The sequence below is a fragment of the Sphingosinithalassobacter tenebrarum genome, assembly GCF_011057975.1.
Lineage (GTDB): Bacteria > Pseudomonadota > Alphaproteobacteria > Sphingomonadales > Sphingomonadaceae > Sphingomonas > Sphingomonas tenebrarum.
This window is the reverse complement of the sequence record NZ_CP049109.1, coordinates 1975151-2001172: the sequence shown is the minus strand read 5'-3', so window position 1 is coordinate 2001172 and position 26022 is coordinate 1975151. Positions and strand designations below refer to the sequence as shown.

Below are 26022 nucleotides of genomic sequence, written 5' to 3'. Positions count from 1 at the left end.
GCATGGCAAGCGCCCCCGCTCGCGCGTCGAACTACATTTCCGAAAGCGCCGCTTCGGTCTCGCGGATCGCGCGCGGCGTACCGACATCGAACCACAGGCCTTCATGCACCGTGGCCCAGGCGCGACCCGATTCGATGGCGCGATCCCAGAAGAGATTCGTCGAAAACGCGCCTTCGGGCCAGTCGGCGATCACGCGCGGCGACAGCATCTGCACGCCGGTGAAGACGAAGGGCGCCAGCCGCCCCGGCTTGCGCCGTCCGATAACCTTGCCGCGCGCGTCGATATGGAAATCGCCCTGGCCGCGATGGCTGGCGGCGCGCGCGAGCGGCACCAGCAGCAGCAGCGCATCCATCCGCGCATCGTCCCATTGCCGGGCGAGGATACGGATCGCGTCCGTCGGTCCATCGACCCAGAGATTGTCGCTGTTGACGCAGAGGAACGGCTTGTCGCCTAGCAGGTCGCGCGCCTGAACCAGCCCGCCGCCGGTTTCCATCAGCTGCTTGCGCTCGTCGGAAATGACGAGATCCATGTCGTGCACGCGATTGCGCAGATGCGCCTCCAGCGCGTCGGCGAGATAGTGGACATTGACCACCGCGCGCCTGATCCCGGCAGTGCGCAGGCGATCGAACACATGATCGATCAGCGGCTTGCCGGCCACTTCGACCAGCGGCTTGGGGCGTGTCGCGGTGAGCGGGCGCATCCGCTTGCCGAGGCCCGCCGCCATCACCATCGCCGTTTCGGGCACCACGCCGCCGGGATCGGGGCGCAGCGAAAGCGTATGGGCGGTGGTCATTTGGAAGCGAGCTCCATCGGATCGCCGCGCAGATGCGCGGGTATGTTTGCGTCGAACCAGTCGGCGACCGGCTTAAGCGCGGGATGCGACAAATCGCGGTCAAGATAGCGCCAGACGCGCGGGCACAGCGCCGGATAGCGCGGCTTGCCATCGCGCTGCCACAACCGGGTGAAGATGCCGACGATCTTCGCATTCCGCTGTGCGCCGAGCACATGATAGGCGATGTCGAAAGCATCGCCCGCGCCAGTGGTCCGACGATAGCGATCGAGCATCGCAGTCTCGAGTTCGCGCGGCACGTCGCGCCGCGCATCCTGCAGCAGCGAGACGAGGTCATAGGCCGGGTGGCCCGCCAGCGCGTCCTGGAAATCGAGCAGGCCCAGCGTTTCGCTGCCCCCGTCGATCAGCATGATGTTCTCGGCATGATAATCGCGCAGCACGGTGACGGGCCTTGCCTCGCGCACCGGCGCCAGCACCGCGTCCCAGGCGGCGCGATAGGCTTCGGCATCGACCTCGATCCCGATCGCCGGGCAATACCAGTCAGTCAGCAACGCGGCTTCGCGATGATATTCCTTGTCATCATAGGGACGGACCGGCGCCGCTTCATGGCGATGCAGGCGGACCAGCAGGTCCACGGCCGATTCGTAGAGACGCAGTTCGCTTTCGGGCGCGGCATCCACCGTTTCGCGCATTCGCGCATCGCCGAAATCCTGCAGCAGCACGAGGCCGTGATCGAGGTTTTCGCCCAGAATCCGAGGCGCCGCAAAGCCCTTGTCGGTCAGCCAGCGGGCGAGATCGATGAACGGGCGCGGATCCTCTTGCGGTGGCGGCGCGTCCATCAGGATCGCGCTGCGATCATGGTCGATCACGCGGAAATAGCGGCGGAAGGACGCGTCGCCGGCAAGCGGGACGATGCGCGCCTTTTCCCATCCGACCTCAGTCAGAAACGCAGATGCGGCCGCGGGCGGGTTCATATCGATTGCCATCTCGCCCTCCATGCCTCCGGCACCTTCGCTGTCAAGGACCGCGTGCCGTCCGGGGAGGGTGTCAGCGACAGCTGCAACGCGTCGCGCCACGCCGAGTCAGGCAAACGTTCGGGCCATTCGACGATCAGCAGCGCATCATGACGCGCATCGTCGAGCCCCAGTTCCTCTGTCTCCCCAGGGTCCTCGATCCGGTAGAGATCGACATGCAGCACCGGAAAGCGGGTTTCGGGCGGATCATAAGGCTGAACGATGGCATAGCTGGGCGACGGCGCTTCCCCCTCCAGCCCCAGTGCGGCGAGCAACCCGCGCGCGATACTGGTCTTGCCGGCGCCAAGCGGGCCGGAAAGCGTGATGACATCGCCCGGCCGGGCCAGCGATGCCAGCGTTTCCCCAAGCGCCAGCGATTCGGACAGATCGCGAAGGATCACTTCCGCGGCAGCTCGACGATCACCATCGTGCCCTCGCCTTCTTCCGATATCAGTCCGATCGTGCCGCCATGCGCCTCGACAAATTGCTTTGCGAGCGGCAGCCCGAGCCCCAGCGCGCGTTCGCCGCTGCGCGACGTGGTCGAATGGGCGAACCGGTCGAACGCCCTGGCCTGCGCCTGCGCCGACATGCCGGGCCCGTCATCGGAAACGACGATCCGCGCGCGCTTCTCGCTGCCGTCGACATGGAGCAGCACGCGGCCCTTTTCGGGCGTGCCGCCGATCGCGTGGCGAAGCAGATGCTCGACCACCTGGCGCAGCCGCCGCATGTCGCCGGTCACCAGTCCCGCCGATCCCTGCACCTCGACGGCGAGGTCGATCTGTTTGGCCCTGGCAAGCGGGACGATCGCTTCGGCCCCGGCGTTGGCGACCAGTTCCAGGTCGACCGACGCGCGCTCCATCGGCGCATCCTCATTCTGGGTCAGGTCGAGGACATCGTCGACCAGCGCCCCGAGCCGCTCGACCGACATCAGGATCGATTCGACATATTCGGTGCCGCTTTCGCTCAGCTTGCCGGTGTAGCCGCCGTGCAACATTTCGGCGAAGCCCTTGATCGAAGTGAGCGGTGTGCGCAGCTCATAGCTCATATTGGCGACGAAGGCGGTCTTGACGCGATCGGCGGCCTCCAGCGCCTCGTTGCGGTCGCGCAGCGCGGTTTCGATGCGGTGGCGGTCGCTGGTGTCGAGCATCGTGAACAGCGCATTGCCGTCGGGCAAAGGAACCGCCGCGATTTCGAAATGGCGCCCGTCCTTCATCACGATCGATCCGCCGCGCTGCTGGCGGTCGCTGGCGGCAAAGCGGACGAGGTCACCGATCAGCTTGGCGCTGTCGGGCCGCGCGAGCCGCGGGGCGATGTCGCGCGTCAGCGTCGGGATCTGCGGATGCCCGTCGAGGAATTCCTCCTCGAAATCCCAGACGGTTCGGAACTTGCGGTTCCACAGTTGCAGCCTGCCCTTGGCGAACACCGCCACCGCCTCGGCAAGGCTGTCGAGCGTGGCGGTGCGGACCTGCTGCATCTCGCCATGTTCGCGCTGCAGCTCGAATTGCTGAGTCTGATCCTCGAAGATCAGCAGCAGCCCGCCCTCGGGCAGCGGCTGCGCCACGACACGCAGATGCGTGCCACCGATCATCGCCCAGGTTTCCTCGACGGCTTCGGGCGATGTGAACCATTCGCGCCGTTCGGCCTTCCACGCCGGGAAATCGCGCACGTCGGGCAAGCGGTTGGTTTCGCGCATCCGTTCGATCACGCGATCGAATTCCGGGCGATCGGCAAGCCATTCGTTCTTCATCGCGAACATGCGGCGGAACGGCTGGTTGGTGAACACCAGCCCGCGATCGGGCGCGAATTGCGCAACCCCCGCCGAAAGCCGATCGAGCATCGCACGCTGCGCCTCGTTTGCGCGCTTGATGCCGCCCTTGGCCTGTTCGAGATCCTCGATATCGATCGCGAACCCGGCAACGCCGCCGGTCGGCAGCGGAATGTCGTGCAGCCGCAGCATCCGGCGGGCACCGCCGATCGTGGCGGGCATCGCCGCTGCTTGCGGCTCCTGCGTGTCGCGCGCGATCGCCGCATTGGCCAGCGGCCCGCCGAGCCCCGCCCCTTCGACCAGTTCGAGCCCGCGGCTTACGACATCCTCGGCGTCCTTACCCTCTACCGCGCGGACATAGGCGGTGTTGACCATCAGCAGGCGCAGGTCGCCGCCGCGATACCACATCGGGATCGGCGCGGCCTCGATCAGCGCCTGCAACGCATCGAAGGCCGAGCGCAGCCGATTGGTCTCGCGCTGGAGCCGTGAGATTTCATTCTGGCTTTCGGTCGCGTCGAGAAACCACAGGACCACGCCGCCCGGCGCGCGCACCGCTTCGGGCGCGCGGACACCCACGACAATCAGCGCGCGCTCGCTGTCCTTTGCGCGCACGGACATATGGAAGGGTTTGGCCGCCTTTTGCGCGGCCGTCACTTCGGCGGACAGTTGTTTCGCCTGATCTTCGGGCAACCCGCCTTCGTCGGCCATCAGCTCGCTCATATCGCGCGGCAGATTGTCGAGCCCCAGCCAGTCGGCCAGTCGCCGCGAGGTTTCGATGCGCCCGTCGGCGCGGACCACCATCGCCTGCGCGGGCGATCCGGCGACAAGCGCCTGCAGGCGATGGCTGGCGTCGACAGCTGCCTGCGCCTGGGCACGCGCACGCAAGCCGGCGAACAGCGTGCCGGTCGACACCACGACCAGCAGCGCGATCACCGCGCCCGCAACTGCCATTGCCGTCTGGGAAACTTCGATCAATTCGGGGTGCTCCGGCGCATCCCCTGTCCTTAGGCCAAGCGGGGCGGTGGCGGGAAGCCGGTAATCGGGGTGCGGCGTGGATTTGCCGCCTTCTTTCCGAATGTTTGTCGTGCCGAACGCGTTTCAGCATCCACCGTGCGACAAGCGCTGTCCGAGCAACTGGAAGAGTGGACCCTGAAATGCGTTCAGGGTGACGGAATACGAAGCAGGCAAGTGCCTTCGCAAACGAAACCGGGGCGCGGCACCCATCGGTACCGCGCCCCGGCTTTGCGTTCGGCTATCGCGCGATATCAGTAGCGATAGTGATCCGGCTTGAACGGCCCTTCAACCGGCACGCCGATATAGGCGGCCTGCTTCTCCGAAAGCTTGGTGAGCTGCACGCCCAGCTTTTCGAGGTGCAGCGCGGCGACCTTCTCGTCGAGATGCTTGGGAAGGACGTAAACGTCGTTCTTATACTGTTCGCCCTTGGTCCACAGCTCGATCTGCGCGAGCGTCTGGTTGGTGAAGGACGCCGACATCACGAAGCTCGGATGGCCCGTCGCGCAACCCAGGTTCACCAGGCGGCCCTTGGCCAGCACGATGATCTTGTTGCCTTCGGGGAATTCGACTTCGTCGACCTGCGGCTTGATCTCGGTCCACTTGTAGTTGGACAGGCCCGAAATCTGGATCTCGCTGTCGAAATGGCCGATGTTGCAGACGATCGCCATGTTCTTCATCTTCTTCATGTGATCGGCGGTGATCACATCGGCGTTGCCGGTCGCGGTGACGAAGATGTCGGCGCGCTTCACGGCTTCGTCCATCGAGACGACTTCATAGCCTTCCATCGCTGCCTGCAGCGCGCAGATCGGATCGATTTCGGTGACGAGAACGCGGGCGCCGCCGTTGCGCAGCGAATCCGCCGAGCCCTTGCCGACATCGCCGAAGCCGGCGACGACCGCGACCTTGCCGGCCAGCATCACGTCGGTGGCGCGACGGATCGCGTCGACCAGCGATTCCTTACAACCGTAAAGATTGTCGAACTTCGACTTGGTGACGCTGTCGTTGACGTTGATCGCCGGGAAGGGAAGCTTGCCCGCCTTGGCGATGTGATACAGGCGATGCACGCCGGTCGTGGTCTCTTCCGACACGCCCTTGATGTTCTTCACCGTCTCGGTGAGGTAGCCCGGACGCTCCTTGAGGAACGCCTTGAGCGAGCGCTGCATCTCGATTTCTTCTTCGTTTTCCGGCTCGGGCAGCGTTTCGCCGGCTTCCACGCGCGCGCCCCAAAGCGCGAACATGGTGGCGTCGCCACCGTCGTCGAGGATCATGTTCGCCGTCTGGTCGCCCCAGTCGAAGATCCGCGCGACATAGTCCCAGTATTCCGCGACAGTCTCGCCCTTCACGGCAAAGACCGGAATGTTCTTTTCGGCGATCGCGGCGGCGGCGTGATCCTGCGTCGAATAGATGTTGCAGGTCGCCCAGCGGACTTCGGCACCCAGCGCGGTCAGCGTTTCGATCAGCACCGCGGTCTGGATAGTCATGTGCAGCGAGCCGGTGATGCGCGCGCCCTTGAGCGGCTGCGCCGAACCATATTCCTCGCGCAGCGCCATCAGGCCGGGCATTTCGGTCTCAGCGATGTCGATTTCCTTGCGACCCCACGGGGCCAGCGAGAGGTCCTTGATCACACGATCCGGGCGTTCAGCGACAGTAGCCACGCAATAATCTCCTGCAGACGAATGAATTGGGGCCGCGCAGCGACGCGGCTCGATAGCCTCCACCTAGAGGCTCGCGGCCCCGATTGCAAACCGAATATAAAGATTTCTTTATATCAGCGGAGCCGCGCCAGCATGATGCCGGGTTCAGGCGGTTCCGGTGTCGTTGGCCAGCAGACGCGGATCGATGCCGGCCTGGCGAAAGCCGCGCGTCCACCGATCCAGCGCGGCGACGTCGTAGATCAGGTCGACATCGCCCGCCGTGCTGAACCAGCCATGCCGGGTCATTTCCTCGTCGAGCTGCCCCTCGCCCCATCCGGCATAGCCGAGCGCGATCAGCCAGCGGCTGGGCCCGCGTGCCTCGGCAATCGCTTTGAGCACGTCGATCGTGCCTGAAAGCGCCCAGCGCCCGCCGACGTCGATCGTGTCCTGCCCGCCCCAGTCGGTCGAATGCAGAACGAATCCCCGCCGCGGCTCGACGGGGCCGCCGAAATGCACCGGTACGTCGGGAACGTTGCCCGGATCGATTTCGAATTGTTCGAGCAGTTCGTGAAAGCCAAGCCCGTCGATCGTCTCGCCGATCCCGATGCCGAGCGCGCCTTCCTCGTCATGCGCGCATACCGCGATCACCGCGCGCTTGAAACGCGGATCGCCGATGCCGGGCATGGCGAGCAGGAACTGGCCGGTGAGGAAAGAAGTTTTCTCCATCCGGCAGGATCATAGCCATCCCGCCCGCACGACGCCAATGGTTGAAATCGAACAGCGTCGTACCGATTGATGCTTGGTGCCGCCGATCCGCGGCCACTTGAGGAGGAGAGTTTCATGACCATCGCAGTCGGTGACCGCGTTCCGCACACCACATTCGTCAAGATGACCGAAAACGGCCCCGATCAGGTCGATTCGGAAGACTTCTTCAAGGGCCGCAAGGTCGCGCTGTTTTCCGTGCCGGGCGCCTTCACGCCCACTTGTTCGGCCAAGCATCTGCCGGGCTTCATCGAGAAGGAAGCCGAGCTGAAGGCCAAGGGCGTCGATGAAATCGCCTGCACCGCCGTCAACGATGCCTTCGTGATGAACGCCTGGGGCAAGGACGCCGGTGTCGGCGACAAGGTGACGATGCTTGCCGACGGCAATGCCGCCTTCGCCAAGGCAGTCGGCCTGGAAATGGACGGCAGCGGATTCGGCATGGGCACGCGCGGCCAGCGCTTCTCGATGCTGGTCAATGACGGCGTCGTCGAACAGCTCAATGTCGAGGCGCCCGGCGAGTTCAAGGTGAGCTCGGCCGAATATATGCTCGACGAAATGTAAGATGCTGTCGTGCCGGGGCCAATTGCGTCCCGGCACGCATCGTCCTTCCGTTGCGCCATCGGAACCACCGTCGCCCCGCGGAGTTGGTTTACCAGCACCTCCAGAACAGGGAGATATCAAGATGGTGACCGATACCGCAGACACCCCGACCGAAACCGAAACCAAGTCGACTCGCGAAAAGGCCGGCGAAGCGTTCGACGGCGCGATGGATGCCGTGAAGAAAAAGCCGGTGGCGACCGCCGCCATCGCCACGGGCGCCGCAGCGGCAGTCGCGGGCGCGGTGTTCGGCGCGACCAAGCTGCGTCAGAAGAGCGATTCCGGCGACAAGAAGACCGACAGCAAGAGCAAGAGCAAGGAAGCCGCATAACGCGCCTTTCCGCTGCCGATAGCGACGATTGCTTGCATGCCGGACGGCCGCGTTATAGCGCCGCCCGATGACCCAGGCTTCCGCTATCGTCGCCGAACTCGATCGGCTGTACACCGCTTCCGTCGATCGTCTTCGCACGGCGCTCAATGCCTATCTGAAAGACGGCACGCCGCCGCCGGCCGCGGCGCGTACCGACGGCTCGTTCGCCTATCCCGAAATCCGGGTGCGATATAAGGGCGGGCTCAACCACCCCGCTCCGCCCCGCTCGTTCGGGCGGCTGGTTACCGCTGGCGAATACAGCGCCAGCGTGACCAAGCCGGCGATGTTCGCCGACTATCTCAGCGAACAGCTGACCTTCCTGCTCGAAGACTATGACGTCGAGGTCGAGGCCATGCCCGGCCGGCAGGAAATTCCGTTTCCCTATGTCCTCGATCCGGCGCATGTGCTGAGCCTCGACGAAGTATCGGCAGCCGAACTCGCCCAGCATTTTCCGGCCACCGAACTGGCGCATATTGGCGACGAGATCGCCGATGGCGTCTGGGATCAGGAAGACGAATCGCGCCCGCTCGCGCTGTTCGACGGGCTGCGTACCGATTTCTCGCTCGCGCGGCTGCGGCACTATACCGGCACGCCGCCCGAACATGTGCAGCGCTATATCCTGTTCACCAACTACCACCGCTATGTCGACGAATTCGTCCAGTGGTCGGTACAGCAGCTCAGCGAGGGCAGCCGCTTCACGCGCTTTTCCGCGGCGGGTGGTGTGGTGATCAATCCGGGCGACGACCCTTCGGAACTGATCAACGACAGTGCATGGCGCAAGCACCAGATGCCCGCCTATCACTTGATGACCGATGACGGGACCGGGGTGACTCTGGTCAATATCGGCGTCGGGCCTTCCAACGCCAAGACGATCTGCGACCATCTCGCGGTGCTGCGGCCCGAGGCATGGCTGATGATCGGCCATTGCGGCGGCCTGCGCCCCAGCCAGCGGATCGGCGACTATGTGCTCGCCCATGCCTATTTGCGCGACGATCATGTCCTCGACGACGTGCTGCCTCCGGAAATTCCGGTGCCGGCGATCGCCGAGGTACAGCAGGCGCTGGCGCGGGCGGCCGAAAGCGTTTCGGGCCAGTCGGGCGACGAACTCAAGCGCCGCCTGCGCACCGGCACGATCGTCACCACCGACGACCGCAACTGGGAGCTGCGCTTCTCCCAGTCGGCACTACGTTTCTCGCTCAGCCGCGCGGTCGGCATCGACATGGAATCGGCGACGATCGCCGCACAGGGGCTGCGCTTCCGCGTTCCCTACGGCACCCTGCTCTGCGTGTCGGACAAGCCACTCCACGGCGAATTGAAGCTGCCCGGCCAGGCCAACCGCTTCTACGAGCGCGCGATCAACGAGCATCTGCGCATCGGCCTGCAGACGGTGGAGGAACTGCGCAACGAAGGCGCCAAGCTCCACAGCCGCAAGCTGCGCGCGTTCAACGAACCGCCGTTCCGGTGAGAGAACTGAACCACTTATTCCGTTGATGCTGAGCTTGTCGAAGCACGGTCCTTCCATCGTCTAATGCGTCGGAAGAAGAGCAGCGCTTCGACAGGCTCAGGGCCAACGGCGGTGGCGTGAGAGGAGCGGATTCGTAATCCGCTCCCTCCAAGCTGGCTTACCAGCCCGCTTCATACGCCGCGTTCTGCTCGTCGAGCCATGCCTTGAGCGGGGCGAAATATTCCATCATCGCCTCGCCCGAAATCTCGCGCTCGCCGGTAAAGGCCTCGAGTGCGTCGGGCCAGGGCTGCGACATGCCCATCTTGAGCATAGCGTCGAGCCGTTCGCCGACTTCCGCGTTGCCGAAGAAGGAGCAGCGATGGAGCGGCCCTTCCCAACCCGCCTGGTCGCACGCCGCCTTGTAGAACTGGAACTGCAGCAACCGCGCGAGGAAGTAGCGCGCATAGGGCACGCTGCCCGCGATGTGATATTTGGCGCCCGGATCGAACCGCGTCTCGTCACGCGTCACCGGCGGGACAATGCCCTGATATTGCAGGCGCAGCGCGTCCCACGAGGCCTGGTAGTCGCCCGGCCGGATATCGCCCGAATAGACGCCCCAGCGCCATTTATCGATCAGCAGACCGAACGGCAGGAACGCGACCTTGTCCATCGCCTGACGCAGCAACAGCCCGATATCCTTGTCCGCGCTCGGCACCTGTGCTTCGTCGAGAAGGCCGATCTGCACCAGATATTCCGGCGTGATCGACAGCGCGACGAAATCGCCGATGGCTTCGTGGAACCCGTCATTCGCGCCGCCGCGATAGAGCAGCGGCTGATCCTGATAGGCGCGCTGATAATAATTGTGGCCGAGCTCGTGGTGGATCGTGACGAAATCGTCGGCATTCACTTTGATGCACATCTTGATGCGCACATCGTCCTTGTCGTTCAGATTCCAGGCCGAGGCGTGGCACAGCACTTCGCGATCGGCGGGCTTGGTGAAGAGCGAGCGCTCCCAGAAGGTTTCGGGAAGCGGCTCGAAACCGAGCGAGCTGTAGAAATTCTCGCCCGCGCGTACCATTTTCAGCGCGTCATAGTCCTGCGCCGTCAGCAGGTCGCCGATATCGTAGCCGAGATCGCCCGCGCCCTCGGGCGCGACGATATCGTAGATATTGCCCCATTCCTGCGCCCACATATTGCCGAGCAGGTCAGCACGGATCGGCCCTGTTTCGGGCTGCACCGAGCTGCCGTATTTCTCGCTCAGCTTGTGCCGGACATAGGTGTGCAGCGCGATGTAGAGCGGTTTCACTTCATTCCACATGCGATCGACTTCGCGCGCGAATTCGGCGGGCGGCATGTCATAGCCCGAACGCCACATCGTCCCGACATCGGCGAAGCCCAGTTCTTCGGCGCCTTCGTTCGAAATCGCGATCATCCGGCCGAAATCCTCGCGCATCGGCGCTCCGACATTGTCGTGCCAGCTGACCCACATTTCCTTGAGGACGGCGGGATCGCGCTCGGTGCCCATTGCGGGCTCGATATCGCTGCCGCTGATCGACTCGCCGTTGCGCGTGCCCTTGCCGCGCGCATAGAGCGAGCTCATCCGCGTCGATACTTCGGAAAGCTCCGCCGCCGCGCCATCGCGGGTCGGCGCCGGCAGCGTGATCGCGCTGCGCAGCATGTCGAGCATCCGCACCTGATCGTCCGAAAGCCCTTCAATCTGGCTGTATTTGGCGGCTTCCAGCGCATAGCGAACCGACATGCGCGTGCCTTCGGCCTGGCTCTCGGCGGCCAGCGCGTCGGTATCCTCGGTGATATAGGTCGCATTGACCCAGGCGATCCGCGACGCCGTCAGATTATAGGCGGCATATGCTTCCTGCACGCGATCGAGAAACGCCTGCGCGTCGGCGGGAGTCAGCGCCTCGGTCTGCTCGGTCGTCGCCGGCGTTTCACTCGCGTGATCCTGCGCCATTGCCGGCATGGCGGCGAACGAGGCGATCGCGATCAGCGAGCCGCCGGTGCGGAAGAACTTTCCGGTCCTGAACATCTGGATACCCTTCGTTGGGGGGAACGATGGGCGGCAGACTGCGCAATGCCCCGCAGCGGGTCAAGCAGCGAGAAAGTCGGCGATCGCCTCTCCGAAATCGGCATTGACGATCGCACTCATATGATTGCCGGGCACCACCACATACTTGCCTTCGGGCAGCCAGGCGGCCAGTTCCGAAGCACTGCCGTTGTCGTCATCGTCCTCGGCGCACACCACCAGCGTCGGTTGGGACATCTTCGCCAGTTCTGCGCGCGATGTATCGACAAAGGTGTCGACGATATGGATCAGTGCCTCGGGATCGCCGCCGACCGTCTTCAGGAACGCCTCCGCCATCCATTCGGGCGTCCCGCGTTCGTGATTGCCGTAATTGGCAAGCACGTTGCGGAAATGCCCCGCCCGCGCGCCGGTGTCGGTCATCCCGGTCAGCCCCATGCCGCCCAGCACCACCCGGCGCGGCGTCGCGCCCGTCGCCAGCATCCGCACCGTCGTCCGCGCACCGAGCGAATAGCCGCCCAGATCATAGTCGGTGAGCCCCAGATGCTCGACCAGCGCCAGATTGTCGCGCGACAGCGCATCGGGCGGATAGGCAGCGGCATCGTGCGGCGCCGCGCTGGCGCCATGCGCGCGAAGTTCGGGCATGATCACGCGGAAGCCCTTCGCAGCCACCGCATCGGCATGGCCATAACGCACCCAATTGGTCCAGGCATTGGAGAACAGGCCGTGGATCAGCACCACCGGCCGCCCTTCCCCCAATTCGCGCCAGGCAATCGATTGCCCGTCGAAGCTTTCGAAATATTGCGGTTCGGGAAGGGTTGACGTCACTGGGCCTCCGGCGGTGTCTGGGCAGGAAATAGCGGGCTGCAGCGATAGTCGCGTGACCCCGCGCTGTCGAGCGAACGGACAGAATGCCGCGCTGCAAAAGAAGGGGTAAGTTGCATCTGGCAATTCATATGCATGCTTATTATATGCGCCGCATGTCCGACGCGCTTGGCTTCACGCTCAAGGAAATTTCGCGCCTGCTGCGCCGCCGTTTCGACGCGCGCGCCAGAGCGATCGGCGTGACGCGCGCGCAGTGGCACACGCTGTTCGTCCTCTCCCGCAACGAAGGAACCAGCCAGGGCGGCCTTGCCGAACAGATGGAAGTCGAACCGATTACCGCATGCCGGATGATCGACCGGTTGGAGGAAGCCGGGCTGGTCGAGCGGCGCCGCGACCCCGCCGACCGCCGCGTCCGGCGCATCTATCTTACGAACTCGGCGCGTCCGCTGATCGATCGGCTACGCGTCATCGCCGACGACGTCGTCGAGAGCGCGCTGACCGACATCGACCAGGCGGAGCGCGATCAGCTCGACCGGACCCTGGCCAAGATCCGCAACAACCTCGCTCCCAGGGAGAGCGACATCGACGAGACCGCAAATGGCTGATGCCGATACCAATGCCGAGAGTAGCCAAAACGATATGACCGCAGAAGAAACTGCTCCCGCCGCCGCGCCGCGCCGCCGCTGGCTGCGCGCGCTGCTGATGTTCGGCGTGCCTGCCTTCGCAGTGCTGGTGGTCGGGTTTTTCTGGCTGACCTCCGGCCGCTATGTTTCGACCGACAATGCGGCGGTGGCACAGGACAAGGTGGCTGTTTCCGCCGATGTCGCCGGCCGCATCGTCGAAGTCGCGGTGAAGGAAAACGATCGGGTGAAGGCAGGTGATCTGCTGTTCCGCATCGATCCTGAACCCTATCGGATCGCCGTCAACAAGGCGAAGACCGCGCTGGCCGACGCGCAGGTGAGCCTGCGTACGCTGCGCACCAGCTATGCCGGCACCGATGCCGATATCCAGGCGGCGCGCGACCAGATGGTCGCCGCGCGGCAGGATTATGACCGCCAGTCCGAACTGATGCGCAAGGGCTTCACGACGCGCGCGCGGCTGGAAAGCGCCGAACATGCCGTCGAGCAGGCGCGCGCCGCTTATCAGCGCGCGCAAGCATCCGCCAACGAAGCACGCTCGCGGCTTGCCACCGGATCGGCGGTGCCCGGCGAAAACCCCGATATCGCGGCGGCGCGCGTGGATCTGGAACAGGCGCAGCTCAATCTGACGCGAACCGAAGTGCGCGCGCCGGTCAACGGCGTCGTCTCCCAGGCCGACCGCCTCCAGGTCGGGCAGCAGATGATGACGGGTCTGCCCGCGGTCACGATCGTCGCCGACGGCGCTTCCTGGATCGAAGCCAATTTCAAGGAAACCGACCTCGATCACATGCGCGTCGGCCAGCCCGCCACGGTGAAATTCGATGCCTATCCTGAAATCGAGCTGCGCGGCCATGTCGCGTCGATCGGCGCGCTGACCGGATCGGAATCCTCGGTGCTTCCGGCCCAGAACGCCAACGGCAACTGGGTGAAGGTGACGCAGCGCGTACCGGTTCGCATCGCGCTGGACGAGGAAAGCCCGCGTCCGCTGATCGCAGGCATTTCGGCGGAAGTGACGGTCGACGTCCGCTGAGACGATCCCGCCGATTCGCCCTCTGGACGCAGGCGGGCGTTGCACTATCATGACCAGGCGGCGTCTCGTCAGAAGGCGCGCAAGGAGAGATGTTCTGTTCGGCCTGAACACAGGGAGCCGATCATGCAGCCTCGTGCCGAAGCGCAAGCGCTTCCGCTTGCAGTGAACCGACACTCCATTGCCGAAGACGCCTATGCGCTGATTACGGGCGCCGTCCTGATTTCGCTGGGGCTGGTATTCCTTCAGAACGCAGGCCTCGTCACCGGCGGCGTCGCCGGTGTCGCGCTGATCTTCTCCTATCTGATCCCGTTGCCTGTGGGCGTGCTGCTGGTGCTGCTCAACCTGCCCTTCCTCTTTTTCGCGCGCACCGCGATGGGGCTGCGTTTCGCGATCAAGACATTGCTGGTGAACATCGGCATCGCGGTCTTCTCGCTTGCCTGGCGGTTCGGATTCGATGTCGCGCAGGTGCAGCCCTGGTTCGCCGCGCTGGTCGGCGGGACAGTTATCGGGCTGGGCATCCTGGCGCTCGCGCGGCACGGCGCGGGCGTGGGCGGTGTCGGCGTCATCACGCTGTGGCTGCACAATTCGCGCGGGATCAACGCCGGGCGCGCGCAGATCGCAATCGACATCGTCGTGCTGCTCGCCGCGCTGTTCATCGTCAACTGGACGCAATTCGCCTGGTCGGCGCTCAGCGCCGCCGCGATCAGCACCGTGCTGATGGTCTGGCACAGGCCGGGGCGCTACACCGGATATTGATCCGGCGCGGCGCCCGCGGAACGGACGATCAGCTCGCTTTCTGCAAGTGCCGCCGGCCGAGAAGTTCGGCGATCTGCACGGCATTGAGCGCCGCGCCCTTGCGGAGATTGTCGGAGACGCACCACAAAGCCAAGCCGTTGTCGACCGTGGGATCGTCCCGAACGCGGCTGATGAAGGTGGCATATTCGCCGACGCATTCGACCGGCGTGACGTATCCCCCGTCCTCGCGCTTGTCGACGAGCATGATGCCGGGCGCCTCGCGCAGGATGTTCTGCGCGGTTTCGGCGTCGAGCTCCTTCTCGAACTCGAGGTTGATCGCTTCGCTATGGCCGACGAACACCGGCACGCGGACGCAGGTGGCGGTCACCTTCACCTTGGGATCGAGGATCTTCTTGGTCTCGACCACCATCTTCCACTCTTCCTTGGTCGATCCGTCCTCAAGGAAGCTGTCGATATGCGGAATGACGTTGAACGCGATCTGCTTGGTGAACTTCACCGGCTCGGCGGGATCGCCGACGAAGATGTTGCGGCTCTGCTCGAACAGCTCGTCCATGCCGGTCTTGCCCGCGCCGGAAACCGATTGATAGGTCGAAACCACGACGCGCTTGATCGTCGCGGCATCGTGCAGTGGCTTGAGCGCCACCACCATCTGCGCGGTCGAGCAATTGGGATTGGCGATGATGTTCTTCGCCTTGTAGCCGTCGATCGCTTCCGGGTTCACTTCGGGCACGATCAGCGGCACGTCCGGGTCCATCCGGTAGAGCGACGAATTGTCGATCACCGTGCAGCCGGCCGCCGCGAACTTCGGCGCATAGGTCTTGGTCGCCTCCGAACCGATCGCGAACAGCGCCATGTCCCAGCCCGCCGGATCGAAATGCTCGATATTGCGAACTTTGAGTTTTCGTCCGGTCTCGCCATATTCCACTTCATCACCGGTCGAGCGCGAAGACGCCAGCACAGCGATGTCGTCGAGCGGAAACTCCCGCTCGGCCAGAATATTCAGCATTTCGCGGCCGACATTACCCGTCGCGCCCGCGACAACCACGCGATAACCCATTTCCAATTCCCACAGCATTTTTCCAGCCGCCCCCGGCGGCGCGGACCCGCCATGTAGGGATGCGCGCGGCAAATGGAAACGAGTTTTGCTATTGCGTACGGAAAGCTGCCGTTCGAATGCTGCGCAAACCGGGTTAGCCGCTGGCAATCTTATGCTGTTCAGCCGCTATTTCGCGCAATTAATGCAATGCGACACTGCCGGATCATGCGCCAGTCGCGCCGGAGCGATGGCATCGCCGCATTCGACGCACCAGCCGAACTCGTCTTCCTCGATCCGCGCGAGGGCGGCATCGATCCGCGCGCGTTCGGCCTGGCGCCGGCGATCGGCGGCGAGCGCCATCGCCTGGACCTGCATCGCGTCCATCCGCGACAGGCGCCCGACGCTTTCCTGGTCGAGGGGGACCGGCGCACGGTCCCCCTCGCTCATCCGCGCCTCGTCATCCAGCTCCGCGCGGCGCGCGAGGAGGCGCTTGCGTGCCTCCTCTCCCGTCACTCGGCGGAAGCCGGCTCGGGATGCGCGTAGCGATCGAGGAAGTTGAAAATCGTCGTCCACACATGGATTTCCCGCCCGGCACTGTGCGTCTTGCCGGGATAGAACATCATTTCGAACGGGACGTTGGCCGCCTGCATCTTCGCTGCGAACGCAGTCGAATTGTCGAGCACCACATTGTCGTCCGACATGCCGTGGATCAGCAACAGCGGATCACGGATATTCGCCGCTTCGGCCACTGCGCCCGAGGCTTCATAGGCTTCGGGCACTTCGCGCGGGTCGCCCATGTAACGCTCGGTATAATGGGTGTCGTAGAGTTCCCATTTGGTCACCGGCGCGCCCGAAACGCCCGCGGCATAGACGCCCGGATCTGCCTCCAGCATCTTGAGCGTCATATAGCCGCCATAGGACCAGCCATAGGTGACGATCCGGTCGGGATCGACGAAATCGAGCGTCTTGAGATATTCGGCGCCGGCGAGCTGGTCCGCCACTTCGACGCTTCCCATCGCGTGATAAATGGCGTCTTCGAACGCCTTGCCGCGATTAGCCGATCCGCGATTGTCGATCTGGAAATAGATATAGCCGCGATCGACGATGTGTTGCGCCATCGCGCCGCTCCAGCCCTGCGCGACGGTTTGCGCATGCGGCCCGCCATAATGCTGGAAGAACACCGGATACTGTTTGCCCGGCTCCAGCTCGGGCGTGATCATTTCCCAGTGCAGCGTCTGGCCGCCCGGACCCGTGATCGTGCCGAACTGCGTGTCGCGATGGCTCGGCAGATAGGGGTGGTAGGGATGATCGGGATCATCGACGTCATTCTCGTTGATCCAGGCGATCCGTTCGCCCGCATTGTCGGCGAGATAGATCTGCCCCGGCTGATGCGTGTTCGAGCGGCCCACGATGATGCGCGTGGCGGCATCGTCCATCTGCGCACTGTTATTCCAGCCGGTTTCGGTCAGCCGCTTCGGCTCTCCCGGCGCGCTCAGCGTGGTGACATAGAGATGCGTTTCGAGAGCGCCGTCCTTGTTGCCGCTGAAATAGAGCTTGTCATTGGCTTCATCGACGCCGACGACGCCGCCCACTTCCCAGTCGCCGTGCGTCAGCTGCGTCCAGTCGCCGTCCTTGAACCGATAGAGATGGCCGTGGCCATCGCGTTCGGACCACCAGAGGATGCTGCCGTCTTCCAGCACCTTGAAGGTGCTCGAAAGGTTGACCCAGCTGTTGTCGGCGGCGCTTTCGGTGAACAGGATGCGCGAGGCGCCGGTCGCCGGATCGACTGCGAGCATGTCCAGCGTCTTCTGGTCGCGGCTCTGGCGCTCGACATAGAGCGTATCGCCATCGGGGGCCCAGTGGACCCGCGCCAGATAGATGTCGGTCTCCTCGCCCAGATCGACCTTCACACGCTCCGAGCCGTCCGGCTTCATCACATAGAGGTCGACCAGCACATTGTCGGTGCCGGCCTTGGGATAGCGCTGGTCGAAAACGCGCGTGCCGTCTGCGCCGATCGCCGAGCGCGTGACGACATCGACAGGGCTTTCGTCGAACCGCTGCACTGCGATCCGCCGGTCGTCGGGCGACCACCAATAGCCGGTGCGGCGGCCCATTTCCTCCTGCGCGACGAATTCCGCTTCGCCCCAATGGACCAGGCCTTCGCCGCTGCTGGTAAGCTGTTTCTCCGACAGATCGGACAAGGCGACGACATAGAGGTTCTGATCGCGCACGAAGCTGGCATAGCCGCCCGCCGGGCTGATCACCGGATTGAGTTCGCCTTCCTCGGTCGCGGTCAGCCGGCGAACGTCGCCGTTCAGCGAGGCGAGATAAAGGTCGCCGTCGAGCGGAACGAGGATCGAGTGCCCGTCGGGCGCCCAGTCATAGGCGACGATGCCGCGCTGGTTGCCGATGCGCAGCCGTTCGCGCTGCATCAGTTCGGCTTCGGAAAGCTCGGCGCCGGTGCCGACCTTCTTCGAATCCACCAGCATGCGCCATTCGCCCGTCGCGGTGTCCATCGCCCAAAGGTCGTAGCGCGAAGCCTCCTCCTCGCGATTGCGCAGCACGGTGAGATACTTGCCGTCGGGCGAGAGCTTCAGCGCGCGCGGCGAGGAGCCGGTCAGGCTGGGCCCGGAAAAGACCCGCGCCAGCGTCAGGTTCGGGGGCGAATTCGTTACCGGTTCAGTCTGCGCCATCGCAGCGCCTCCCCCCGTGGCTACCAGCGTCAGCGCCATCACCCATTTCAGCATGCCTCGCATTCTCCAGCGATTATTCGCCCCGGCCGGGGCTGTGATGCGCCGCTTATCGGACGGCGGGGCGTGCCAGTAAAGGGCAACGGCCTCAGCGACACGCGATTGCCCTTCTCCCGCGAGCGGCTATCGTGACGTCATGGCACCGCAAGGCACCGACGATCCTACTGCCGCGGACCCGGATACGGGCCTGATCTTCGCACGCGTTCTGGACGGTCGCGGCGGGGCTGCGACGATAGGCTGGGAAGAAGCGCGTCACTGGATGCCGCGCGAGCCGCAGGAGACGCTCTGGATGCACGTCGATCGCACCGTGCCGTGCGTCGATGACTGGTTGCAGAGTGAGCTCGGCCTGTCCGAAGCGACCGCCGATGCGCTGACCGCCGACGAGACGCGCCCGCGCGCCTTTCGCGAGGGCGACGCGCTGGTGGCGGTGCTGCGCGGGATCAACTTCAATCCCAATGCCGAACCCGAGGACATGGTCTCGCTGCGCATGTGGGCGCGGGGCAATCGCGTGCTTACGCTGCGCCGCCGGCCGCTGCAGACCCCCAGCGAAATCGCCGAGACCCTCGACCGCGGCAAGGGGCCGAAACGCACCGGCGATCTCGTCACCGAGATCATCGAGCAGTTGGTTACAAAGATCGGCAGCACCATCGTCGACATGAACGACAAGATCGATGAGTTGGAGGACGGTCGCGGCGACCATGATACCGACGAGATACTGACGATCATCGCGACCATTCGCCGCAACTGCCTGGGCCTCAAGCGGCACATGTCGCCCCAGCATGAAGCGCTGCTACAGGTCAGCCGCGAATCCCCGGAATGGATGAGCGAGAACAACAGCCGCGACATTCGCGAGACGATCGACCGGCTGAAGCGCTATCTCGAAGATCTTGATGTTTCAAAGGAAAGTGCGCTCGTCCTGCAAGATGACATCAACAACCGCGCGGCGAACCTCGCCAATCACCGTGTCTACTTGCTGACCATCGCCGCCGGCATCTTTCTGCCGCTCAGTTTCGTCACTGCGCTGCTGGGCGTAAATCTGGGCGGCATACCCGGGATGAACGACCCCAACGGCTTCTGGATACTCACCGGGATTCTCCTTGCCCTGACGGCTCTCCAGCTCCTGGTGTTTCGCCTCCTCAAATGGATCTGACCGGGGAACCGGTTGAGCTTCGCATCGTTTCGCATTAGCGGTGTTTACCGTACCGCAGCCTCAACTGACTGCGGTAAGTGACGGTGTTTACTGTTCAAATCTAGAAACCAGATCTGTTTATAGAGGTCGCCTGATGCGTTTTTCCAAAGAGTTTTTGCTGCTTGCCGTAGCGTCCCCGCTTGCCCTTGCCGCCACCGCCGGTGCCGCCAATGCGCAGGCTTTCTACCTGCAGGAGCAGTCGGCAAAGGGTGCCGGCCGGGCCTTTTCGGGCGAAGCCGCCGATCAGGGCGCCGATTCGCTGTGGTGGAATCCGGCCGCCAGCGCCGGTCTCGACCGGGCCGAGGCCACGGCATCCGCCTCCGCGATCCTGCCCAAGGGCGAAGTCGTCGATAACGGCACGGTGATCGTGCGTCCCGGCCAGCCCCCCGCCCCCGTCGGCGGCGTCGGCTATTCGACCAATCCGATCGAGAACGGGCTGCTTCCCGCGGGCTCGGTGGCGGTGCCGCTGACCGACCGGCTTTCGGTCGGCCTGACCGTGGCTTCGCCGTTCAGCTTCACCACCGATTACAATGACGACAGCTGGGCGCGCTATTCGGCGGACAAGACGCGGCTGCGCACATACGATATCCAGCCTTCGGTCGCCTATGCCCCGACGGATTGGCTGCGCGTCGGCGCCGCGCTCAACATCGAATATGCCGAAGCGACGCTTTCGAACAAGCTGCCCAACCTGTCGCCTGCCCTGCCCGACGGGCAACAGACTCTGGAAGGCGACGGATGGGATTTCGGCTGGACCGTCGGCGCGCAGCTGCACGGCGGCCCGGTTACGGTGGGCCTGTCCTACAAGTCGGCGATCGAACACACGCTCGACGGTAGCGTGACCATCGACGGGCTGGTCGGTCCGCTGGCGGGTCAGAACATGCAGCTCGACGGCGTAGAGGCAGTCTATTCCACGCCCTGGCAGGCAATCGGCGCGATCCGCTTCGCGGCATCGGACAAGGTGACTCTCAATGCGCAGGTGATCCGCTATGGCTGGAGCGAATTCGACGCCATCCGCCTCGGTGCGCCGCTGAGCAGCGCGATTCCCGAGCGCTATGAGGATAGCTGGAGCTTCGCGGGCGGTATCGACTGGCAAGTCGATCCGTCACTGACGCTGCGCACCGGCGTGCAGTTCGCCGAGACGCCGACTCAGGATACCGAACGCGACGCGCGTGTGCCGGACTCCGATCGCCTGAATATCGGCGCCGGTGCTTCGCTGCAGGTGTCTGATTCCTTCTCGGTCGACGCGGCCGCGAACTACATCATGTTCGAAGACGCGCCGATCGACCGCGTCACTGCTGCCTATGCCGGCACCACCGCGCAGACGCCGATCCTCACCGACGGTGAATTGCGCGACGCCAGCGCCGTGGTGCTTACGCTGGGCGGACGCTTCCGCTTCTGATCGCGAACGGACAGGGCCGATGCCGCAATGTGATGCAGTGTCGGCCCTGCCATCGCCCGGAGGATGGGCGCCCGGTTGATCCCGGCGCGCCTTCCCCGTAGAGGCTGCGCCAAACCTCAACTCAGGAAAGCGAAGACGCATGGCGAAGATTCAGGTGAAGAACCCGATCGTCGAGATCGACGGCGACGAAATGACGCGGATCATCTGGGAATGGATCCGTGAGCGCCTGATCCTCCCCTATCTCGACATCGACCTCAAATATTACGATCTCTCGATCCAGAAGCGCGACGAGACCGACGATCAGATCACGATCGATTCGGCCAACGCGATCAAGGAATATGGGGTCGGCGTCAAATGCGCCACGATCACCCCGGACGAGGCCCGCGTCGAGGAATTCGATCTCAAGAAGATGTGGAAGTCGCCCAACGGCACGATCCGCAACATCCTTGGCGGCGTTGTCTTCCGCGAACCGATCGTGATGAAGAACGTCCCCCGGCTCGTGCCGGGCTGGACCAAGCCGATCGTCGTCGGCCGCCACGCCTTCGGCGACCAGTATCGCGCGACCGATTTCAAGGTGCCCGGCACCGGCAAGCTGCGCCTCGTCTTCGAAGGCGATGACGGCACGGTGATCGACGAGGAAGTCTATCAGTTCCCGGGCGCCGGCGTCGCGATGGCGATGTACAATCTCGACGAATCGATCCGCGATTTCGCCCGTGCGTCGCTCAACTACGGCGTCGACCGCAAATGGCCGGTCTATCTCTCGACCAAGAACACGATCATGAAGGCCTATGACGGGCGCTTCAAGGACATCTTCCAGGAAGTGTTCGAAACCGAGTTCGAAGCCAAATTCAAGGAGCTGGGCATCGAATATCAGCACCGCCTGATCGACGACATGGTCGCCAGCGCGCTCAAGTGGCACGGCGAGTTCATCTGGGCCTGCAAGAACTACGACGGCGATGTTCAGTCGGACACCGTTGCGCAGGGCTTCGGTTCGCTCGGCCTGATGACCTCGGTGCTGATGTCGCCGGACGGCAAGACGGTGGAAGCCGAAGCCGCGCACGGCACGGTCACCCGCCACTATCGCCAGCACCAGCAGGGTAAGGCGACGTCGACCAACCCGATCGCGTCGATCTTCGCCTGGACCCGAGGCCTTATCTATCGCGGCAAGTTCGACGATACGCCCGATGTCACCAAATTCGGCGAAACGCTTGAAAAGGTCTGCATCGACACCGTCGAAAGCGGCAACATGACCAAGGATCTCGCGATCCTAATCGGCCCCGACCAGGACTGGATGACCACCGAGCAGTTCTTCGAGGCGATCCGCGTCAATCTCGAAGCCGAGATGGGCAAGCAGGGTCTGGGCTGAGCCCGGCATCGCAACCAAACGGCATCGGCCCGCTCTTCCCCGGAAGCGCGGGCCGATTTCGTTTCAAGCGGCTTTCATGGGAAGCATATTCACCAAAGCGCGACACAGCCCGGTGACAAGTGGCTCCGGGGACGTAATGATGGGGCATGCTCAACGTCGACAATAGCGGCTTCAGCGACGCGCTGGTGATACTGGGTGCGGCCGGGATCGTGATCCCGGCCTTTACCCGGTTCAGGATCAGTCCCGTCATCGGTTTCATTCTGGTCGGGGTCCTTGTCGGTCCGGCTGGGCTCGGCGCATTGGTCGGCGACTATCCGTGGCTCTATCACGTCACGATTTCCGATCCGCACGCGATCGAGCCGTTCGCCGAGTTCGGCGTCATCCTGCTGCTCTTCGCCATTGGGCTGGAATTGTCGTTCAAGCGGCTCTGGGCGTTGCGCCAGCTCGTCTTCGGCGTCGGTGTGGCCGAATTGCTGGTTTCGGGCCTGTTGCTCGGCATCGGCATTCACTTGCTGGGGCAGAGCTGGGGCGGCGCGATCGGCCTCGGCCTTGCGCTTGCCCTCTCCTCGACCGCCATCGTGCTGCCGATCGCGGGTACGACCAGCCCGGTCGGCCGCGCCGCCTTTGCCATGCTCCTATTCGAAGATGTCGCGCTGGTGCCGATCATCTTCCTGCTCGGGGCGATCTCGCCGATGGCCGTCGACGACGGTGTCGGCAGCCTGTTGCGGGTCATTCTGCTTGGCGGCGTCGTCATCACGGTGCTGATCGTCGCCGGTCGCTATCTGGTCCCCCAGCTTTTCGCCCAGGCCGCGCGGACGAAGAGCCCCGAGCTCTTCCTGGCCGCCAGCCTGCTGGTCGTGATCGTCGCCAGCCTTGCCACTTCGGTGGTCGGACTCTCGCCGATCGTCGGGGCCCTGATCGCGGGAATGATGATCGCGGAAACCGAATATCATACCGAGGTGGAAGCGATCACCGCACCGTTCCGGGGGCTGGCACTTGGTGTGTTCCTGATCACCGTCGGGATGCGGCTCGATCTGCGCCTCGTCGCGATGAACTGGACGACCCTGCTCGGCGCGATTCTGGCCGTGATGCTGGTAAAGGTCGCCGTGACGACCGCGCTGCTCAAGCTGAACGGCGTGCGCACCGGCACGGCGGCGGAAACCGGCGTGCTGATGGCGAGCCCGTCAGAAACCACGCTGATCGTGCTGGGCGTCGCCGCCGGGGCGGACCTGATCCTCCCGTCCACCGCCGCCTTCTGGACCACGGTTACGGCGATCGGCCTGACGATCACCCCGCTGCTCGCCAAGGCGGGACAGATCATTTCCCGAACCATCGAGAATCAGTCGAACGAGGGCGAGCCCGTTCCCGAAATCACACCCGAAGGCCCGGGCACGGTAGTCATCGGTTTCGGGCGCGTCGGGCGGACCGTCGCCGATATGCTGAAAGCACACGACCTGCCCTACACCGCCGTCGACGCGGATATCGACAATGTCACCGCGGCGCGGCGCAACGGCTATCACGTATTGTTCGGGAACGTCACACGGTCGGAGTTCGTCGACATGCTCAATCTGGGGCGCGCGACGGCGCTGGTGCTGACGATGGACGATCCAGTCCTGACCGTGCGACTGACCCGCCGCGTGCGCAACTGGGTGCCCGATCTGCCCGTCATCACCCGCGCCCGCGATTCGAACCATGCCGCCGAACTCTACAAGGCCGGCGCGACCGACGCGGTGCCCGAAACACTGGAAAGCTCGTTGCAGCTGTCCGAAGCAGTGCTGATCGATCTGGGCATCGCAGCCGGCCCGGTGATCGCATCGATCCACGACAAGCGCGACCAGATGCGCAAATCGATCATGAACGCAGCGGGACTGGAGCGTGAACCGCGCCTGCGCGTCAATCGTTTGAGCGACGTGCAGTCATAGCGCCGCACGGGGCGACAGACCCCGGCGGCGAACGACAGGAGAAACCGGATGCCCCGCTTCGCCCCCGCGACGCGCCTCGAAACGCATGAGGTGACCAACCAGCCGCCCGAATTCGCCGGGCGCGATCTCTACGCGACCGATACCGCGCTGCGCGAAGCGGTGCGGCGCGAGGGCGGCGACTGGCTCGACGCGCCGCTATCGGCGCTGGGCGCGACTTGCGGATCGGAGGAAATGCTTGAGCTGGGCGATACCGCCAATCGCGAGCCGCCCGAGCTGCTCCGCTTCGATCGCTATGGGCGGCAAGTCGACGAAATACGCTTCCACCCCGCCTATCACCGGCTGATGGACGTTGCGACTGCGCACGGCATCCACGACATTGCCTGGCGGGCGAAGCAGCCCGGCGGGCATGTCGGTCACGCATCGATGCTGGCGGTTTTCACGCAGGCCGAGGCGGGCGTGATGTGCCCGATCAACATGACCTATGCCTCGGTCCCGGCGCTGCGCCACCAGCCAGCGGTAACGCAGCCCTGGCTCGATACGCTGATCGGCGGCACCTATGATGCGCCGCTCCGCCCGATCGCCGAGAAGTCCGGCATCACGCTCGGCATGGCGATGACCGAGAAACAGGGCGGCAGCGACGTGCGCGCCAATACGACGCGCGCGGAGCGGGATGGTGAAGGCTGGCGGCTGACAGGGCATAAATGGTTCTGCTCGGCGCCGATGAGCGACGGGTTTCTCACCCTCGCCTATGTGGGGGATCAACTCTCCTGCTTCCTCGTGCCACGGATCACGCCGGACGGCGAGCGCAACGCCATCCATGTGATGCGGCTGAAGGACAAGCTCGGCAACAAGTCCAACGCGTCCAGCGAGATCGAATATCATGGCGCCTTCGCCTGGGGCATCGGTGAACCGGGCCGCGGGGTGCGGACGATCATCGAGATGGTCCATCATACGCGGCTGGGCACCATATCGGGCACGCTCGGCATCATGCGCCGCGCGCTTGCCGAGGCGGTGCATCATGTCCGCCATCGCCGGGTGTTTCAGAAGACGCTGATCGATCAGGCGGCGATGGCATCGGTGATCGCGGATCTCGCAGTCGAATATGAAGCCGCCGCCGCGCTGGTGATGCGCATCGCCCGCGCGTTCGACGGCGCCGACGAAAGCGAGCGCGCCTTTGCCCGGCTCGCCGTCGCGCTCGCCAAATACTGGCTGACCAAGCGCTGCGCCAATTTCGTCTATGAGTGCATGGAATGCCTAGGCGGGGCGGGCTATGTCGAGGAAGCCCCCCTCGCCCGCTATTATCGCGAGGCGCCGCTCAACGCGATCTGGGAAGGATCGGGCAACGTCATCGCGCTCGACATCGTCAGGACGCTGGCGAAGGAGCCGGCGGCCGCACAGGCGCTGTTCGCTGAACTCGAGGCGGCAGGCGGGGCCGACACGCGTTTCGATGCCGAAGTTGCTGCGATGCAGGACCGGCTAACCAAGGGCCTCCCCGCCGAGCATGAAGCGCGTTTCGTCGCCGAGCGGCTGGCGCTGCTGCTCCAGGCCTCGCTGCTGCTCCGCCATGCCCCGCATGCCGTAAGCGGCGCTTTCGTCGCCACGCGGATCGGCGGCGAAAGCGGGCGCAGCTTCGGAACATTGCCGGGCGGTGCCGACCTGGCCGCGATCATCGCGCGGCAATAGC

At 64.4% G+C, this 26022-nt stretch carries 22 protein-coding genes; 11 read left to right on the top strand and 11 right to left on the bottom strand.

All coding sequences use genetic code 11. From position 1 onward, the window contains the following. Nucleotides 1-31: 31 nt before the first annotated feature. From G5C33_RS09905 to G5C33_RS09880, 6 genes are all read right to left on the bottom strand, one after another. Nucleotides 32-793 carry a nucleotidyltransferase family protein gene (locus G5C33_RS09905; protein ID WP_165327060.1) on the bottom strand — a complete coding sequence of 254 codons (762 nt, stop codon included), beginning with the start codon at nucleotides 791-793 and terminating at the stop codon, nucleotides 32-34. Then, entirely contained in the window at nucleotides 790-1764 is a 975-nt protein-coding gene (locus tag G5C33_RS09900; RefSeq protein WP_206518707.1) for an aminoglycoside phosphotransferase family protein, read from the bottom strand. Before G5C33_RS09900 ends, G5C33_RS09905 begins: the two co-directional genes overlap by 4 nt. Then, nucleotides 1761-2204, bottom strand: a complete 444-nt coding sequence (gene tsaE / locus G5C33_RS09895) for a tRNA (adenosine(37)-N6)-threonylcarbamoyltransferase complex ATPase subunit type 1 TsaE (protein ID WP_165327058.1) — start codon at nucleotides 2202-2204, stop codon at nucleotides 1761-1763. The genes G5C33_RS09900 and tsaE overlap by 4 nt, the downstream gene beginning before the upstream one ends. Further along, a complete protein-coding gene (locus G5C33_RS09890) occupies nucleotides 2201-4543 on the bottom strand; it encodes a PAS domain-containing sensor histidine kinase (protein ID WP_228275021.1) in 2343 nt (780 codons plus the stop codon). Before G5C33_RS09890 ends, tsaE begins: the two co-directional genes overlap by 4 nt. Nucleotides 4544-4833: 290 nt before the next feature. Next, nucleotides 4834-6237, bottom strand: a complete 1404-nt coding sequence (ahcY, locus tag G5C33_RS09885) for an adenosylhomocysteinase (RefSeq protein ID WP_165327057.1) — start codon at nucleotides 6235-6237, stop codon at nucleotides 4834-4836. A 144-nt stretch (nucleotides 6238-6381) separates the two neighbouring features. Next, the gene (locus G5C33_RS09880) at nucleotides 6382-6942 is read right to left on the bottom strand and encodes a YqgE/AlgH family protein (RefSeq protein ID WP_165327056.1); all 561 of its coding nucleotides are present in this window, start codon (nucleotides 6940-6942) and stop codon (nucleotides 6382-6384) included. A gap of 114 nt (nucleotides 6943-7056) precedes the next feature. Between G5C33_RS09880 and G5C33_RS09875 the strand changes: the two genes are divergently transcribed. From G5C33_RS09875 to G5C33_RS09865, 3 genes are all read left to right on the top strand, one after another. Continuing rightward, nucleotides 7057-7539: a peroxiredoxin gene (locus tag G5C33_RS09875; RefSeq protein ID WP_165327055.1), complete on the top strand. Its 483-nt coding sequence runs from the start codon at nucleotides 7057-7059 to the stop codon at nucleotides 7537-7539. Nucleotides 7540-7660: 121 nt separating this feature from the next. Continuing rightward, nucleotides 7661-7906 carry a hypothetical protein gene (locus G5C33_RS09870; RefSeq protein ID WP_165327054.1) on the top strand — a complete coding sequence of 82 codons (246 nt, stop codon included), beginning with the start codon at nucleotides 7661-7663 and terminating at the stop codon, nucleotides 7904-7906. 67 nt (nucleotides 7907-7973) lie between these two features. Then, complete coding sequence (locus G5C33_RS09865) at nucleotides 7974-9410, top strand: AMP nucleosidase (RefSeq protein WP_165327053.1); 1437 nt, start codon at nucleotides 7974-7976, stop codon at nucleotides 9408-9410. Between the two features lie 157 nt (nucleotides 9411-9567). Here G5C33_RS09865 and G5C33_RS09860 read toward each other — a convergent pair whose 3' ends face one another. Together G5C33_RS09860 and G5C33_RS09855 are read right to left on the bottom strand one after the other, a co-directional pair. After that, a complete protein-coding gene (locus G5C33_RS09860; protein ID WP_407698044.1) occupies nucleotides 9568-11433 on the bottom strand; it encodes a M2 family metallopeptidase in 1866 nt (621 codons plus the stop codon). A 60-nt stretch (nucleotides 11434-11493) separates the two neighbouring features. Continuing rightward, a complete protein-coding gene (locus G5C33_RS09855; RefSeq protein WP_165327052.1) occupies nucleotides 11494-12255 on the bottom strand; it encodes an alpha/beta fold hydrolase in 762 nt (253 codons plus the stop codon). A gap of 152 nt (nucleotides 12256-12407) precedes the next feature. On the opposite strand from G5C33_RS09855, the gene G5C33_RS09850 reads away from it, so the two are divergent. From G5C33_RS09850 to G5C33_RS09840, 3 genes are all read left to right on the top strand, one after another. Continuing rightward, complete coding sequence (locus G5C33_RS09850) at nucleotides 12408-12857, top strand: MarR family winged helix-turn-helix transcriptional regulator (RefSeq protein ID WP_165327051.1); 450 nt, start codon at nucleotides 12408-12410, stop codon at nucleotides 12855-12857. A gap of 34 nt (nucleotides 12858-12891) precedes the next feature. After that, nucleotides 12892-13920 carry an HlyD family secretion protein gene (locus tag G5C33_RS09845; RefSeq protein WP_228275020.1) on the top strand — a complete coding sequence of 343 codons (1029 nt, stop codon included), beginning with the start codon at nucleotides 12892-12894 and terminating at the stop codon, nucleotides 13918-13920. Between the two features lie 123 nt (nucleotides 13921-14043). Beyond that, complete coding sequence (locus G5C33_RS09840) at nucleotides 14044-14676, top strand: YitT family protein (RefSeq protein ID WP_165327049.1); 633 nt, start codon at nucleotides 14044-14046, stop codon at nucleotides 14674-14676. Between the two features lie 28 nt (nucleotides 14677-14704). Here the strand turns inward: G5C33_RS09840 and G5C33_RS09835 are convergent, their stop codons facing one another. The 3 genes from G5C33_RS09835 to G5C33_RS09825 form a co-directional block, all read right to left on the bottom strand. Next, complete coding sequence (locus G5C33_RS09835; RefSeq protein ID WP_165328804.1) at nucleotides 14705-15733, bottom strand: aspartate-semialdehyde dehydrogenase; 1029 nt, start codon at nucleotides 15731-15733, stop codon at nucleotides 14705-14707. 165 nt (nucleotides 15734-15898) lie between these two features. Next, nucleotides 15899-16159 carry a TraR/DksA family transcriptional regulator gene (locus tag G5C33_RS09830; protein WP_165327048.1) on the bottom strand — a complete coding sequence of 87 codons (261 nt, stop codon included), beginning with the start codon at nucleotides 16157-16159 and terminating at the stop codon, nucleotides 15899-15901. Between the two features lie 62 nt (nucleotides 16160-16221). Next, nucleotides 16222-18459, bottom strand: a complete 2238-nt coding sequence (locus tag G5C33_RS09825; RefSeq protein WP_165327047.1) for a S9 family peptidase — start codon at nucleotides 18457-18459, stop codon at nucleotides 16222-16224. Nucleotides 18460-18598: 139 nt separating this feature from the next. Between G5C33_RS09825 and G5C33_RS09820 the strand changes: the two genes are divergently transcribed. The 5 genes from G5C33_RS09820 (at nucleotide 18599) to G5C33_RS09800 (ending at nucleotide 26021) form a co-directional block, all read left to right on the top strand. After that, nucleotides 18599-19612 (top strand): zinc transporter ZntB, encoded by a 1014-nt coding sequence (locus G5C33_RS09820; protein ID WP_165327046.1) that lies wholly within the window; start codon nucleotides 18599-18601, stop codon nucleotides 19610-19612. Between the two features lie 133 nt (nucleotides 19613-19745). Beyond that, nucleotides 19746-21050, top strand: a complete 1305-nt coding sequence (locus G5C33_RS09815; protein ID WP_165327045.1) for an OmpP1/FadL family transporter — start codon at nucleotides 19746-19748, stop codon at nucleotides 21048-21050. A gap of 139 nt (nucleotides 21051-21189) precedes the next feature. Next, nucleotides 21190-22416: an NADP-dependent isocitrate dehydrogenase gene (locus G5C33_RS09810; RefSeq protein ID WP_165327044.1), complete on the top strand. Its 1227-nt coding sequence runs from the start codon at nucleotides 21190-21192 to the stop codon at nucleotides 22414-22416. A 146-nt stretch (nucleotides 22417-22562) separates the two neighbouring features. Then, entirely contained in the window at nucleotides 22563-24338 is a 1776-nt protein-coding gene (locus tag G5C33_RS09805; protein ID WP_165327043.1) for a cation:proton antiporter domain-containing protein, read from the top strand. A 48-nt stretch (nucleotides 24339-24386) separates the two neighbouring features. Continuing rightward, nucleotides 24387-26021: an acyl-CoA dehydrogenase family protein gene (locus tag G5C33_RS09800; protein WP_165327042.1), complete on the top strand. Its 1635-nt coding sequence runs from the start codon at nucleotides 24387-24389 to the stop codon at nucleotides 26019-26021. Nucleotide 26022: the final 1 nt, after the last annotated feature.

Coding starts and splice junctions, on each gene's coding strand:
- G5C33_RS09905 (WP_165327060.1), bottom strand. CDS start 793: ATGACCACCGCCCATACGCTTTCGCTGCGCCCCGATCCCGGCGGCGTG.
- G5C33_RS09900 (WP_206518707.1), bottom strand. CDS start 1,764: ATGAACCCGCCCGCGGCCGCATCTGCGTTTCTGACTGAGGTCGGATGG.
- G5C33_RS09880 (WP_165327056.1), bottom strand. CDS start 6,942: ATGGAGAAAACTTCTTTCCTCACCGGCCAGTTCCTGCTCGCCATGCCC.
- G5C33_RS09875 (WP_165327055.1), top strand. CDS start 7,057: ATGACCATCGCAGTCGGTGACCGCGTTCCGCACACCACATTCGTCAAG.
- G5C33_RS09870 (WP_165327054.1), top strand. CDS start 7,661: ATGGTGACCGATACCGCAGACACCCCGACCGAAACCGAAACCAAGTCG.
- G5C33_RS09865 (WP_165327053.1), top strand. CDS start 7,974: ATGACCCAGGCTTCCGCTATCGTCGCCGAACTCGATCGGCTGTACACC.
- G5C33_RS09860 (WP_407698044.1), bottom strand. CDS start 11,433: ATGTTCAGGACCGGAAAGTTCTTCCGCACCGGCGGCTCGCTGATCGCG.
- G5C33_RS09850 (WP_165327051.1), top strand. CDS start 12,408: ATGTCCGACGCGCTTGGCTTCACGCTCAAGGAAATTTCGCGCCTGCTG.
- G5C33_RS09845 (WP_228275020.1), top strand. CDS start 12,892: ATGACCGCAGAAGAAACTGCTCCCGCCGCCGCGCCGCGCCGCCGCTGG.
- G5C33_RS09840 (WP_165327049.1), top strand. CDS start 14,044: ATGCAGCCTCGTGCCGAAGCGCAAGCGCTTCCGCTTGCAGTGAACCGA.
- G5C33_RS09835 (WP_165328804.1), bottom strand. CDS start 15,733: ATGGGTTATCGCGTGGTTGTCGCGGGCGCGACGGGTAATGTCGGCCGC.
- G5C33_RS09830 (WP_165327048.1), bottom strand. CDS start 16,159: ATGAGCGAGGGGGACCGTGCGCCGGTCCCCCTCGACCAGGAAAGCGTC.
- G5C33_RS09825 (WP_165327047.1), bottom strand. CDS start 18,459: ATGCTGAAATGGGTGATGGCGCTGACGCTGGTAGCCACGGGGGGAGGC.
- G5C33_RS09820 (WP_165327046.1), top strand. CDS start 18,599: ATGGCACCGCAAGGCACCGACGATCCTACTGCCGCGGACCCGGATACG.
- G5C33_RS09815 (WP_165327045.1), top strand. CDS start 19,746: ATGCGTTTTTCCAAAGAGTTTTTGCTGCTTGCCGTAGCGTCCCCGCTT.
- G5C33_RS09810 (WP_165327044.1), top strand. CDS start 21,190: ATGGCGAAGATTCAGGTGAAGAACCCGATCGTCGAGATCGACGGCGAC.
- G5C33_RS09805 (WP_165327043.1), top strand. CDS start 22,563: ATGCTCAACGTCGACAATAGCGGCTTCAGCGACGCGCTGGTGATACTG.
- G5C33_RS09800 (WP_165327042.1), top strand. CDS start 24,387: ATGCCCCGCTTCGCCCCCGCGACGCGCCTCGAAACGCATGAGGTGACC.